Below are 12,908 nucleotides of genomic sequence, written 5' to 3'. Positions count from 1 at the left end.
GAGCGAGCATCGTCGGCATGAGCGAAACGAAGATCGCGCTGGTGACCGGCGCGAACAAGGGAATCGGGTACGAGATCGCGACCGGGCTGGGCGCCCTCGGCTACCGCGTGGGCGTGGGAGCCCGCGACGAGGCCCGGCGCGAGGACGCCGTTGAGAAGCTGCGCGCCGCCGGGGTGGACGCGTTCGGGGTGCCGCTGGACGTGACCGGTGACCAGAGCGTCGCCGATGCCGCGGAACTGATCGAACGGCAGGCCGGGCGCCTGGACGTCCTGGTCAACAACGCCGGCATCTCAGGAGAGACGGGGCCGGGATGGGTGCAGGACCCGACCACGCTCGACCTCGACGTGGTCCGTACGGTCATGGAGACCAACGTCATCGGTGTCATCCGGGTGACCAACGCGATGCTGCCGCTGCTGCGGCGCTCGACCTCGCCGCGCATCGTCAACGTCTCCAGTGCCGTCGGCTCCCTGACCCGGCAGGCGGACCCGGACATCGAGATCGGCCCCGTCATGGCGGCCTACGCGCCGTCGAAGTCGTTCCTCAACGCCGTCACCGTGCAGTACGCCCGGCAGTTCGCCGGTACGAACATCCTGATCAACGCCGCCTGCCCGGGCCTGGTCGCCACCGACTTCACCGGCTTCCATGGCCCCCGAACCCCTGAGCAGGGCGCGGCCACAGCGATCCGGCTCGCCACACTGCCCGACGGCGGCCCGACCGGTTCGTTCTTCGAGGACGACGGCGTCATCCCCTGGTGACCCCGAACCTGTCGTGATCACACCGCGAGCCCTGGCGTGGCGCGACGCGACCAGATAGCGAGGGCTCGGGAAGCGGGCTCGGACACCGGCCCCCGTCGGCCCCCGCGCCGTTGGGGGCCGACAACGAAACTCAGCGGGGCCACCTGAAGTGCTCGCAGGCCAACTACAGCGCTCCGTCCACGGCTACCGGAGCAACCAGTGCAGTTGGAAGTGGGTGCCAAGCCACGACCCGCCCACCTCCGATGCACCCTACGTCGAGGAGCAGTCGAGGCTTGCGAGGTCGACCGTGTCGGCCATGGCCTGCATGCCCTTGTCGTTGGGGTGCACGTGGTCGCCGTTGTCGAGGAAGGGGAGCATGCGCTCGGGGTCGTAGGGACTGCGCAGAGCGCGGTCGAAGTCGGCGACGGCGTCGAACTCGCCGCTGTCCCGGATGAACGCGTTGACCTCCTGTCGTACGGCCTCGCCTGCCGGGTCCCATTCGGGCCAGCCTTTGAAGGGGCCGACGGTGGCGCCGACCACGCACAGTCCCGCGTCATGGGAGCGCTCGATGATCTCCCGATAGCCGTCGATCATGTCCTGCGCCGTCACCCCGGTGTGGGACTTGATGTCGTTGATGCCCTCGAAGAGGAAGACGGTCCGGACGCCGGGGTGGGACAGGACATCGCGGTCCAGGCGGTTGAGTGCGCTCTGGCCGGCGCCGTCGGCGAGCACCTTGTTGCCGGAGATTCCTTCGTTGGCGACTCCCTCGACGGTGGTCGCGGTGGATGTGCGCAGCCGGCGGGCCAGGTAGTCGGGCCAGCGGCGGTTCAGATCGGTCGAGGACTGCCAGCCGTCCGTGATGGAGTCGCCCAGCGCGACCATCGCGCCGATGGAGGCACCGGTCCGTACGGTGACGGCGTCGAGGTAGTGCCAGGAGCCGGTCCGGTCGGCCCAGTTGGCGGCGCTCTCCTCTGCCGTGTGATCGCCCTGGGTGACGTACGACGTGGCCATGGCCATGCTGTGGCCGGTCGCGGGGCCTGCGGCGTCCGGGCTGTGCACGCTGATGACCAGGTCGGAGTCGGCGGCCAGCCGGCCGGGCAGCGGGTCGCTGTAGACGGTGTGTCCGGCGGGGACGGTGACCGAGCCGGCGCCGTCGAACGTGAGCCGCTTGTTGCTGCCGCTCACCAGTTCCGCACCCGACTTCTGCAGGCCCGCGTAGGCACTGCCGAAGGTCACCGCCCGGTCGCCGAAGGCGTTGGACAGGCGGATCCGCAGATTGTCGCCGCCGACACTGGTGTGCACGACGAGCCGGTAGCCGCGCCCGGCGACTCCCTCACCCAGGCGGTCGGCACTCGCGCCCCAGCTGACGACGTCGTGCCGGCGAGCCGCCTTACCGGAATCCGCGGCCAGCGCCTGCCCGGACGGGACGAGCAGGGCGCACACCATCGCGAGCGCCCCACCCATGGACGCCATCCGGCGGATCACCGGTCGAAGTCCTTGAGCGTGACGGACGCGCCGGCCTCGAGCACCACATTGCGGGTGCGGCCCGCGAACTCGACGGTGGTCGTGCGACCGCCGACGCTGCGAAGCCTCACCGAAGTGGGTTTCGCGTCCTGCCACTTCAGGTCCACGACGAATCCGCCGCGTGCGGGAAGGCCGGTGATGTGGCCGGAGGAAGCCCACGCGTCCGGCAGGGCCGGGAGCAGTTCCAGATGGCCGGGCCGCGAGTACAGCAGCATCTCGGTCATCGCGGCCGGAGTGCCGAAGTTGGCGTCGATCTGGAAGATGCCGCGGCCCTGCTCCACCTCGTAGATGTCGAAGAGGTTGAAGGCGGTGCCGTTGCTGCCACCGCTGGACGGGCGGAGGTTGTTGACCACGAGCTGGTAGGCGTTCTCGGCGTCCTTGAGCCGGGCCCAGCACAGGCTGCGCCAGGCGTTGGCCCAGCCGAAGCTGTTCATGCCGCGCGCGGTCAGCTGAGCGGTGGCCGCGTCGACGATCTCCTCGGGGGTGGAGCCGTCGGGGCGGATGCGGTCGCCGGGGAAGAGGCCGACCAGCCCGGACAGGTGCCGGTGCGTGGTTTCGCCGAGGTTGTCGGGCGACATCCATTCCTCCAGCCAGCCCGTCTTGGGGCTCACCTGCGGCAGGTACAGGCGCTTGCGCATGCCGATGATGGTGTCGGCGTAGGCGGTGTCCTTCTTCAGCAGGGCGGAGGCGGTCGCGAAGTTGCCGAACAGCGCCCACACCAGTTCCTGGGCGTAGGTGATGCCCTTGGCGTCGAGCGGGCCGTGCTCCGGGGACCAGTCGCTGTCGGCGATCAGCACCTCCTTGGTGGAGCCGGGGAGTGTGTGGGGCAGCAGCCGTGTCTCCCAGAACTCGCAGGCGCCCTTGAGGAGGGGGTAGATCTTCGCGAGGTGGGCGCGCGACTGGGTGTACTCGTAGTGCTCGTACAGGCTGTTGCACAGCCAGGCGTTGCCCGCCGGGTGCCACCACCAGCCGCCTCCGCCATGGGGGTTGGTGGAGATGGCGACGGTCCAGCCGGCGATCCTGCCGGTGGAGTTGCGGTAGCGGTTGCGCGGGTCGTTGAACAGGCTCTGGGTCAGCTCGGTCCAGGAGGGGAGCTGGGCGAGGCAGTAGTCGGTGAAGGCGTCGAAGCATGGGGTGAGGCCGGTCCGGTCGGCCATCCAGTAGTTCATCTGGATGTTGATGTCCGTGTGGTAATCGCCCATCCAGTCCGGGTCGTTGCCGTCCAGCCACAGGCCCTGGAGGTTCAGGGGCAGGCTGTCGCGGGAACCGGAGATCATGAGGTAGCGGCCGAACTGCAGGTAGGCGGCTTCCAGTTCGGGGTCGGGGACGAGGTCCCGGGTGCGTGCGTGGAGGCGTTCCCAGGTGTCCAGCCCGCGCTGCTCGGCGCTGGACGTGCCGAGCGAGACGTCCAGTTGCCCGTAGAGGGCACGATAGTCGGCGATGTGGGTGCGCCGGAGGGCGTCGGCGGACTCCGACGCGGCGTCGCGGACCTTCGTACGGGCCAGCCGCTCGGGGTCGAGGGAGGGGTTACGGAAGCCCGCGGTGGCGTCGGGCGCGTAGTTGGTGCCGGCGCTCACGACGACGGTGAGTTCCGTGCAGCCGGAGAAGTCGATCCGGGTGTCCTCGACGGTGACCTTGCCGCCTCTGCCGCGGGCCTTGACGGCGGCGCCGTAGCGCAGTCCGTTCGCGAGAGTCGCCCCGAACGACTCCGCGGCGGTGGGACTCTCGCCGTGGGTGCCGGTCAGGGTGATCGTTCCGGTGTAGCGTCCGCCGCCACTCTGGGTGAAGTGCAGGACGATGACATCGTCGGGGTGGCTGGCATACATCTCGCGTCGGTAGGTGATGCCGGAGCGGACGTAGGAGCTGGTGACCAGGCCTTGGGAGAGGTCGAGGGTACGGCGGTAGCCGTTCACGGCGCCGAGGTCGTGGTCGGGGATGTCGACGGTGAGCTTGGCGAGCAGCGTGAAGGAGCCGAAGTCGGTGCGGCCGTAGGGGAATTGGCCGTCGTTGTCCAGGGTGTCGTTGAGGCCGCCGGTCCACATCGTGGCGTCGGTGATCAGCAGCAGCTCGCGGCCGGGGTCGTTGCTCGCGAGCGCTCCGATGCGGCCGTTGCCGACGGGCAGTCCCTGTTCGATGAGTGAGCCTTCGTCGCCGGGGGCCTGCCACCAGAGCCGGTGGCGGGAGGAGTCGGTGGGTGGCGGAGCCTCGGCGGGGCGGGCGGGCGCGGCGGAGGCTGTGAAGACGGGCAGCGTGCCGGCGGCGGCGGTGAGTGCCGCCGTGGTGGCGAGGGAGAGGAGGGTTCTTCTGCTCGGGTCGTCAGGGCTGGTGTTCATGGCGGCTCCGGATGCGTCTGGGGTGGGGCCCGGCGCAGGGCCGGGCCCCCGGCGGGGAGGGCGGAGGGAGGTCAGAGAGACTTCTGTACGTCGATCCGGTCGATGTCCGGCGCGTAGCCGTCGCTGCCGCTGTCGATGGTGATCGTGTTGGCCCCGGACTTCAGCTTCACCGGCACATGGACGCTGTTCACCGTGCCCCAGTCACCCGTGGAGGCGAACTTGTGCGAGGTGGCGCCGCCGCCGTTGGCGGAGATCAGGGCAGCGCGGGCGTCGCCGCTGATGTACGAGATCTTGATCTGGTAGGTGCCGGCCTTGGGCACGACGACGCCGGTGAGGGTGAGTTTGCCGCCGCCGTAGAGGTTGCCGACCTTGCGGCCGTCGGAGCAGGCGGAGCAGTCGGCCACGGAGGCGTTGCCGCTCAGGCTGCCCGCCTCGGCCTCGTAGCCGGTCCATGTGAGGCCGGTGCCGCGGGGGGTGACGGTGAACAGCCGTGAGCCGTGGGCGGGCAGCGCCTGGGTGATCTTGTCCGGGTAGGAGCCGAGTTCCTCCTTGTTCCACACGTCACGCACCGAGGCCTTGCCCTGGAAGCCGAGGGTCGGCCAGTTCGCCGTCACGGAGGCGGGTGCGTCGGACAGGTTGAACAGCGCCACGGTGTAGGTGCCGTCGGGGTTCTTCGCGGCCCACACCTGCTGCGGGTCGGATGCGGTGACGGGCTCGGCGGGCGGCGCGCTGCCCTGGTTGATCGCGATGACCTCGCGGTTGGTCAGGAGCGACAGGCCGTAGGAGTCGAGCCTGGTGAGGTCGTCGCCGGTGTAGAGCGGGGATTTGGCGATCGCCCACAGGGTGGCGTAGCTCTGCCGCTCGGCCTTGGTGAGGCCGTCCATCTCGCCGTTGCCGACGTTGAGGGAGTCGAGGTCGTTCCAGCCGCCGGGGCCTGCGTGGTCCGTCCAGGCCGGGGCGTCGTCCCACCGGTCGTCGACCGAGTTCTCCCAGCTGACCAGGGTGTTGCAGTAGCACTCGACGTCGGTGTCGATGCGCCAGCCGTCGGAGTACTTCTTCCAGTCCTCGACGTGCCCGTAGTCGAGGGACCAGGACAGCTCCAGGTGGATGGGGCGGCCGGCGGTGTCGATGGCCTTCTGCCAGGCGGCCACGTCGGCAACGTTGTCGTAGTTGTCGCCGCTCTTGAAGGAGCCGGGTCCTACGCCGTCGAGCTTCAGGAAGTCGTAGCCCCAGTCGGCGAACATCCGCGCCTGGGAGTCGATGTACTTCTGCGCGCAGGGATCGGAGAAGTCGATCTTGTACGAGCTGTCCCAGCCGTTGGTGGTGCGCAGGTCGTCGTAGACGATGTCGGCGGTGGTGCAGCCCTCGGCCTGCCAGATCGGCGTCCTGCCGTCGTTGTACGCCGCCTTCTCCAGGCCGACGGGGAGGTAGATGCCGGCCTTCAGGCCCTTGGAGTGGATGCGGTCGGCGACGGCCTTCATGCCGCTCGGGAAGCGCTCCGGGTCGGCCTTCTGCCGGGCGTACTCGTCGAACTGCGGCTTCCACGACCAGTCCATCCACCAGCCGGCGTCGATGTTGATGTACTCGTAGCCGTACTTCTTCAGCTTGGCCGCCATGGCGTCGGTCTGCTTGTCGACGTTCGCCTCGGCCAGGTAGCTGTAGTCGCCCTTCGGGTTGAGGCCCGGGTACTTCGACGACTGCATGGTCCAACTGGTCCAGCCCATGTAGGGCTTGGCGGCCGGGGTGGTGGTCGTGGCGGCCGGGGTCGTGGGGGCCTCGGTCCCGGCTTGCGCGGCGGGAGCGGCCGTCACGAGTCCGGCGGTGAGGGCCAGGACGACGACGGTTCTCAGCCGGCGTCCGGGCAGGGCTGCGTTCGAGGATAAGCGCATGGGCCGTACCTCCTGTTGTTCGGTGCGCGAGGGATACGAGGGCGGCTCAGCCCTTGCTCGAGCCGATGGCCTTCTTCGGTGTGGCGTTGGCGCCGTGGGAGCCGAACATGACCGTTTGGGGGTCGGTCCCCGGTACGCCGCCGCAGGCGGTGCGGGCGGGACCGGCCAGGGCGGCCGCGGCGGACAGTCCGACCAGTGCGCCGACCGCTCCGCGCCTGCCGGGGCTCCGCCCAGCCGGAGGGAAGCTGCTGCGCTGCGTCATTCGTCGCTCCTCCTGTTCGTGCGTGCTAGGCAGGCGCGACAGCGCCGTTGGTGCGCTGCTGGTGGGTGTCGGCTCTGATGAAGCTCTGGATCGCGGTGGCGGCCGCACCGCGTGCCCACTCCTCGTAGGGCAGCGGGCGGGTCTGTACGTCGCACTGCGCGGCGGAGCCGAAGGCGTACGCGGCGAAGGTGTCGCGGATCTGGTCGGCGAACAGGTCGTAGGCGGCCAGGCCCTCCCCGGAGATGATCACTCGCTCGGGCCCGAACAGGTTGGCGACGGTGGCGATGCCGCGGCCGATCGCCTCGCCGGCAGCGGCGTAGACCTCCCGTACTCCCGGGTGTCCCCGGCGTGCGAGGTCCACGGCATGGGCGGAATCGGTGACCTCGGCTCCCGTCGTCACGGTGATGCGGGCGAGGATGGCCGGGTCGGCCGCGATCGCCTCCACACAGCCCCGGTTGCCGCAGCGGCACATCGGGCCGGCCGGATCGATGGCCACATGCCCGATCTCGCCGGCCACCCCGTGCGCCCCGGCGACCACCCGTCCGTGGACCACGAGTCCGCAGCCGATGCCCGCGCCGACGGTGACCAGGGCGAAGTCGGACAGCCCCACGCCGGCGCCGAACCACTGTTCGGCGACGGTCAGGGCCCGCACGTCGTTCTCCACGGTGACCGGCAACCCGGTCGCCGAGTGGGCGAGTTCACCGAGCGCCACGTCGCGCCACTCCAGAAACGGCGAGTAGCGGACGACTCCTTCGGCGCGGTCCACCTCGCCGGAGACGGCCAGACCCAGGCCGAGCACCGGGACACCGAAGCCTTCGGCCTCGGTGAGCAGTTCCCGCACGAGTTCCGCGATCGCGGCAAGCACCGCGGCCGGGGCAGGATCCGTCAGCGACAGGCGGCGGGCCACGCGGATCCGGCAGCACAGGTCGGTGAGAACACCGATGAGCTCGTCCCCGGTCGCCTTGACCCCGATGAACAGCGCTCGGCCTCCGTCGACCCGCACCGGATTGGCCGGCCGGCCCAGGGCGCGGCGGGCGTCGTCGGTGTCCTCCACGAGATACCCGGCCTCGATCAGCGGCCGTACCGCTTTGGTCACCGCCGCGGCGGACAGTCCGGTGCGCTCAGCCACTTCGGAACGGGTGAGGGGGCCGCGCGAGAGCACCGTGGTGAAGATCTGGGCGACGGAGTGCGTCTGTGCCGGGAAGGCCTCGGGAGGAGAAGTCGCAGGGGAGGTCGACTGCATGGCCTGGAACTTAGGGCCCTTATTTTCCGGTGTCAATGAAAGAAGCAGGAACTCGTGAAACCGTGGTTGGGTCTACGTGATGCATGCAAACCGATTGCCGTGACGCCCCGTTGACAGCTGATCCAAGGTCACGTTTGCTGAGTGTCAGCACCTTTCTGGCTTGGAAAGCAGGGCCACATGCGTACGACGCCCCACAGCACGCGTCCCTGTCCTACCTCCCCGAACTCGCCGCGAACGGCATCAGGTTGGCCGAGGTTTCGCACAGCGGGCGCTGGCCCATGTACTCCAGCCCCGTGTGGATGTGGGAGCGGATCGCCGACTTCCACGCCTGGGGGTGGCATGACTCAGGCTCAGGGGCTGTCCCCGCCGACCGACTCGTCGTCCGGGTCCTCGGTCGCGTACAGCGCGGGCCCGAGGCGCGCAGCCAGGCTGCCCCCCGTAATGTGCGTCCGGGTCACTGTCCCGTCGTCACTCGACGTCAGCTCCGCGTAGTAACCCACGTCCGTCCAGTCCATCGGGCGGTGGAAGAAGAAGTCGACCGTGTCGTCCGGGTACTCGGCGCGGAGCAGGGGAATCACCGTCTCCAGATCGAACTCGGCACCCGGACCACTGATCACCACGGTCACCTGATCCGGCTCCGTCCGCCACACCCGTACATGCGCGTGACCGTGCCAGCCCTGGTGGGATCGCCAGGGATCCTCATCGCGGATCATCTCGGGATGGACGCGCTCATCAGCCATACCGGAGCCCCTTTCTCCAGCACTTACGGCCACGGTACGGGCGGCACGGTTGCCGCCGAAGCCGCCCGCGCAAGGTGATCGTCGAGCGACGCCACTGCACTGATCGGCCCGAGCCTGGCCGCCTCACTGCTTCGGCCTCCTGCGGCCCGGGCGGACTGCCCGCGGCCACGGCGCTGGCGTAGATGACAGCCTCGTGCTTCCCGGGCCACGACGACACGGCGGCCCGCTGCCAGAAGCTACACTCACAGGTCGCCGCGCCGTGCTCAACGACGCGGCGACCCGCAGGAGTTACCCTGCCACGGCCCTGTTGCGGCCGAGGCCCGGGTCAGGCAGGCGTGATGTTCTCCGCCTGCGGGCCCTTCTGGCCCTGGGTGATGTCGAAGGTGACCGCCTGGCCTTCCTGCAGCTCACGGAAGCCGGTGGCGTTGATGTTGGAGTAGTGCGCGAAGACGTCCGGTCCGCCGCCGTCCTGGGCGATGAAGCCGAAGCCCTTTTCGGCGTTGAACCACTTGACGGTTCCGCTGGCCATGCTGGTGCCTCTCAGTCGATGTCAGGAACCGCACCGCGCGGTCCTGGAGGTGATCGCCCTGGCCCGGCACTGCACAGCAAAACGCCCGCGCCAGGGCGCGGGCAGGTACGGCGAACCACGACAGCTGACAGCGACGCTACACGGCAAAACGAGCCTGCACCAGCGAGTAACAGCAGTGAGCCGCACCGGAATTCGGGAAACGGTCCGGTCTGCCTGTGCGCACCCCGAGGAGCGCACACAGGGCCACGATAAGGATCACCGGCCCGTCGCCGCATCGCCCAGCCGGATGTTCGCCGCGTCCTGTGCCCTGGGGCGCCTGGAATGCTGAAGGGGCGCGCACCTGACCGGCGGCCCCGGTGAGCGGTCCGTCAGGCGGATTCGGCGTTGAGGGCGCGCCCTGCGGGGCGACGGGTGTGAGCCCACGCGGGCAGGGCGGTCAGCGCTCCGGCTGCCGTCAGGATGACGAGTACGGCGGTGAGCAGCCACGAAGCCGGTGGCGTGACCGTGTCGCCGAACAGCCAGTACAGGCCGAGCCCGGCCGGGATTCCCGCCGCCAATCCGGGCACGGTGGACAGGAGTTGCGCGACGCAAAGTGCCGAGACGGCCTGGCCGGGGGTGGCGCCGAGGGCGCGGGTGACGGTGAGGGCGCGCCGGGCCTGCACGGCGGTGCTCCAGCCGAGAAGCACGGTGTTGAGCGTGGACAGTGCCCCTAGCGCGATCGTGACCGCGAGCAGCACTTGGCCGGTCTGGTCGGTTCGTACTTCGATGGGGCCGAACCGCATGGAGGCGGGGGCCGCGTTCAGCGCGGTGTGCCAGGTGAGCACCGCGGTGACCATGATGGTGGTGGCGGCCGTGCCGGCGGAGGCCAGGGCGGCGCGGCCGGGTCGGCGGGCGAGCAGCCGGACGCCGAGGAGCAGCGACGTGGGCAGGTAGGCCGTCGCGGCGTTCAGCCGCGGGTGGTGCTTGGGCAGGTGTGCCGGGTCGGCCAGGCTGTGGACGGTGCTGTTGCGGGAGGCGCGCAGGACGGGGCCGAGCGTACCGGCGAGGGCGACCACGACGGCGAGGAAGACCGTGCCGACGACGGTGTCGGTGCCCGGGGGGCTGACGGTGTTGAGCAGCCCGGCACTGGGATCGGCCAGTTCGGGTGCGGCCAGGGTCCCGGCCGTCAGTCCGAGCGCGGTGGCCAGGACGGTCAGCAGCAGGTACTGCGTCAGCAGTACGGCGGTGACGGTGCCGGGGCCCGCGCCGACGGCCTTGAGCAGTGCGGCCCGCCGGTGGTCGCGGGCGGCGCGTACGGCGGTGAGCGCGGCGAGGGTGACGATCGCGGCGACGGCGAGCAGCCAGCCGCCGATGACCAGCGTGGGCCGGGTGAACCGGATCATGGCCATGTCCGTCTGGAGGACGTCCTGCCAGTAGTGGTAGCTGAGCCAGGCGTCGGACCCGACGGCCTGGACGGCCGCGGATTCACCGAAGGCGGCGGTCGCGGCCGGATCGGACAGCTTCAGGTAGATCAGGTGGACATCGGGCGCGTCGCCCACCGCCGCATGGGCGTCGGCGGTGGTGAGCCAGACCAGGCCACCGGCATCGGAGGGCCCGACCTGCGCCGGGTCGGCCCACGGATACACCGACGTGGCCGCGCTGATCGCGAGGCCGACGACCGGGTAGCCGAGCCCGCTGACGGTGATGCGGTCGCCGACGCGCACGCCGAGTGACTGCGCGAAGCCGCGCTCGACCACCGCGCCGCCGGGACGCACCCAACTGCCGGAGGTCACCAGCGGCTGATCCACGGCGGACCGTGAACTGCCACGCCCCTCGACCGCGGAGTGGGCGGAACGGCCGTTCGCCCGGATGGTCGTGTCGAACGCGAAGAACGGGCCGCCGAGCGCGGTCACGCCGGGTGCCTGGGCGAGGCGTGAGGCGAGGTCGGAGGGGTCCGGGGCCGTCGTAGAGACCATCACGTCGGGGCCGGCGGTGGCCGCGCGGGTCTTCGCGTAGGCGGTGGCCACGGCGTTGTCGGTCACCAGTCCGAGGGTCAGGGCGGCGGTGGCGGCGGTGACGGCGATCAGGAACATGACCGTCTCGGCGGGACGTCGGCGCAGGTCGCGTGCGATCAGGCGCGATATCAGGAGCAGGCGTCCCACGGTCACTCCTCCCAGCTCAGGAGCGCACTCAGCCGTGTGGTGCCGTTGTTCTCCAGCCGGGTGTCCTCGACCAACGCGCCGTCCCGCAGGGAGACGACGCGGTCCGCGGTGGCGGCGACGCGCTCGTCATGGGTGACCACCACCAGGGTCTGGCCGGCGGCGCGCAGTTCACCGAAGATGCGCAGGACGTCGTGCGTCGCGGCGCTGTCGAGGTTGCCGGTGGGTTCGTCCGCGAGGACGACCAGCGGCTCGTTGACCAGCGCGCGGGCGATGGCGACGCGCTGCCGCTGCCCGCCGGACAGCTCCGAGGGCAGATGCCGGGCCCGGTCGGCGAGACCGACCCGGTCCAGGAGCCCAGCGGCACGGTGGCGGGCGGCGCGCGGTGAGGCGCCGGCGAGCAGCGCGGGCAGCTCGACGTTCTCCGCCGCGGTCAGCTCGTCCATCAGGTGAAAGTCCTGGAAGACGAATCCGACGGCGCGGCGCCGCAGCCTGGCCAGCGCCCGTTCGCCGAGGTGATCGATGCGCCGGCCGCCGAGCCACACCTCGCCGTCGGTGGGCCGGTCAAGACCGCCGAGGAGCTGCAGCAACGTCGACTTGCCGCAGCCGCTGGGCCCGGTCACCGCGAGCGTCTGCCCGGCCGGCACGTCGAGGCCGACCCCGTCGACGGCCCACACCAGGCTCTCGTCCTCCCCGTACACCCGCGACAGGCCGACCGTCCGCAGCACCGGCCCGGGGGCATCACCGGACTGGCGGCCGACCGGTCCCGCGCCCGGGCTGTCGTCCATACCCTTCCGCCGTAACCGGCCCCTGACCAGCGGCGCGTTCCTCGTCATCCGATCCTTCCGCCCTTCCCACGCGGGGCGCGGGCCGACCAGGTCCGCTCACACGCCTCCAGCCAGCGCACATCGGCCTGCAAGCGGAGGCCGATGCCCTCCAGAAGCAGCCCGGCCTCCGAATCCGTGTCGTGAGCGAGAGCGGCGTGTTGGACCTCGGCGAGACTGCGCATCAGCTCCCGCCGCCGCGCGTCCACGAGCGCGAGCGGATCGGCCAGGCCCGACTCGGCGGCGGCCACCAGCTTCAGGTGGAACTCGGCCACATCCGCTCTGGGCCCGGCCGCCTCGGCCATCCACGCGGTCACCCTCTCCTGCCCGGCCGCGGTCAGCGCGTAGACCTTGCGCCGCGGGCCGCGCACCGGCGTGTCCTCACGTTCCAGGACGACCAGCGCCGCCTTCTCCAGCCGGGTGAGCGTGACGTAGATCTGACCCGCGTTCAGCGTCTCCCCCAGCGGTCCGAGCGCCGCCGCCAGCCGCCTGCGCAAGTCGTACCCGTGCGACGGCTCCTTGACCAGCAGCGCCAGCACCACGTCCTGCAACAGACCGCCCTCCTCTGCGACGCGCATATAGATAGCGGTTATGCAATAGGAACGTCAAACGACGACGCACGCCTGCCCGCCACCATCTGACCGCGCTCGGGACTTCGAGAGACCTCGGCACCCTCAAGTCCTCAACGCACC

General features: G+C 70.5%; 11 protein-coding genes. 1 reads left to right on the top strand and 10 read right to left on the bottom strand.

All coding sequences use genetic code 11. The features are described from left to right. Positions 1 to 17 precede the first annotated feature (17 nt). Positions 18 to 755, top strand: a complete 738-nt coding sequence (locus ACIRF9_RS40960; RefSeq protein ID WP_403833295.1) for an SDR family oxidoreductase — start codon at positions 18 to 20, stop codon at positions 753 to 755. Positions 756 to 1,004: 249 nt separating this feature from the next. Here ACIRF9_RS40960 and ACIRF9_RS40955 read toward each other — a convergent pair whose 3' ends face one another. From ACIRF9_RS40955 to ACIRF9_RS40910, 10 genes are all read right to left on the bottom strand, one after another. Next, positions 1,005 to 2,198, bottom strand: a complete 1,194-nt coding sequence (locus tag ACIRF9_RS40955; RefSeq protein ID WP_403833381.1) for an SGNH/GDSL hydrolase family protein — start codon at positions 2,196 to 2,198, stop codon at positions 1,005 to 1,007. Positions 2,199 to 2,215: 17 nt separating this feature from the next. Further along, positions 2,216 to 4,591, bottom strand: a complete 2,376-nt coding sequence (locus tag ACIRF9_RS40950; RefSeq protein WP_403833293.1) for a glycosyl hydrolase family 95 catalytic domain-containing protein — start codon at positions 4,589 to 4,591, stop codon at positions 2,216 to 2,218. A 71-nt stretch (positions 4,592 to 4,662) separates the two neighbouring features. Further along, positions 4,663 to 6,480, bottom strand: coding sequence for an alpha-galactosidase D (locus tag ACIRF9_RS40945; RefSeq protein WP_403833290.1), 1,818 nt, complete (start codon positions 6,478 to 6,480; stop codon positions 4,663 to 4,665). Between the two features lie 46 nt (positions 6,481 to 6,526). Beyond that, a complete protein-coding gene (locus tag ACIRF9_RS40940; protein WP_403833287.1) occupies positions 6,527 to 6,742 on the bottom strand; it encodes a hypothetical protein in 216 nt (71 codons plus the stop codon). 25 nt (positions 6,743 to 6,767) lie between these two features. Then, entirely contained in the window at positions 6,768 to 7,985 is a 1,218-nt protein-coding gene (locus ACIRF9_RS40935; protein ID WP_403833285.1) for an ROK family protein, read from the bottom strand. 350 nt (positions 7,986 to 8,335) lie between these two features. Next, positions 8,336 to 8,725 (bottom strand): hypothetical protein, encoded by a 390-nt coding sequence (locus ACIRF9_RS40930; RefSeq protein ID WP_403833282.1) that lies wholly within the window; start codon positions 8,723 to 8,725, stop codon positions 8,336 to 8,338. 325 nt (positions 8,726 to 9,050) lie between these two features. Further along, entirely contained in the window at positions 9,051 to 9,254 is a 204-nt protein-coding gene (locus tag ACIRF9_RS40925; protein WP_037622929.1) for a cold-shock protein, read from the bottom strand. A 368-nt stretch (positions 9,255 to 9,622) separates the two neighbouring features. Beyond that, on the bottom strand, positions 9,623 to 11,395 hold the full coding sequence (locus tag ACIRF9_RS40920; RefSeq protein ID WP_403833279.1) for an FtsX-like permease family protein: 1,773 nt from the start codon (positions 11,393 to 11,395) through the stop codon (positions 9,623 to 9,625). A gap of 2 nt (positions 11,396 to 11,397) precedes the next feature. Beyond that, entirely contained in the window at positions 11,398 to 12,180 is a 783-nt protein-coding gene (locus tag ACIRF9_RS40915; RefSeq protein ID WP_403833277.1) for an ABC transporter ATP-binding protein, read from the bottom strand. Between the two features lie 44 nt (positions 12,181 to 12,224). Beyond that, entirely contained in the window at positions 12,225 to 12,794 is a 570-nt protein-coding gene (locus tag ACIRF9_RS40910) for a PadR family transcriptional regulator (RefSeq protein ID WP_403833274.1), read from the bottom strand. Positions 12,795 to 12,908 lie beyond the last annotated feature (114 nt).

The sequence above is a fragment of the Streptomyces sp. NPDC096132 genome (assembly GCF_044763345.1).
GTDB lineage: Bacteria > Actinomycetota > Actinomycetes > Streptomycetales > Streptomycetaceae > Streptomyces.
This window is presented reverse-complemented; position numbering and strand designations above follow the sequence as displayed.

Excerpts from the sequence above, each read along its gene's own strand:
- ACIRF9_RS40960 (WP_403833295.1), top strand. The coding sequence starts at position 18 with ATGAGCGAAACGAAGATCGCGCTGGTGACCGGCGCGAACAAGGGAATC.
- ACIRF9_RS40955 (WP_403833381.1), bottom strand. The coding sequence starts at position 2,198 with ATGGGTGGGGCGCTCGCGATGGTGTGCGCCCTGCTCGTCCCGTCCGGG.
- ACIRF9_RS40950 (WP_403833293.1), bottom strand. The coding sequence starts at position 4,591 with ATGAACACCAGCCCTGACGACCCGAGCAGAAGAACCCTCCTCTCCCTC.
- ACIRF9_RS40945 (WP_403833290.1), bottom strand. The coding sequence starts at position 6,480 with ATGCGCTTATCCTCGAACGCAGCCCTGCCCGGACGCCGGCTGAGAACC.
- ACIRF9_RS40940 (WP_403833287.1), bottom strand. The coding sequence starts at position 6,742 with ATGACGCAGCGCAGCAGCTTCCCTCCGGCTGGGCGGAGCCCCGGCAGG.
- ACIRF9_RS40935 (WP_403833285.1), bottom strand. The coding sequence starts at position 7,985 with ATGCAGTCGACCTCCCCTGCGACTTCTCCTCCCGAGGCCTTCCCGGCA.
- ACIRF9_RS40930 (WP_403833282.1), bottom strand. The coding sequence starts at position 8,725 with ATGGCTGATGAGCGCGTCCATCCCGAGATGATCCGCGATGAGGATCCC.
- ACIRF9_RS40925 (WP_037622929.1), bottom strand. The coding sequence starts at position 9,254 with ATGGCCAGCGGAACCGTCAAGTGGTTCAACGCCGAAAAGGGCTTCGGC.
- ACIRF9_RS40915 (WP_403833277.1), bottom strand. The coding sequence starts at position 12,180 with ATGGACGACAGCCCGGGCGCGGGACCGGTCGGCCGCCAGTCCGGTGAT.
- ACIRF9_RS40910 (WP_403833274.1), bottom strand. The coding sequence starts at position 12,794 with ATGCGCGTCGCAGAGGAGGGCGGTCTGTTGCAGGACGTGGTGCTGGCG.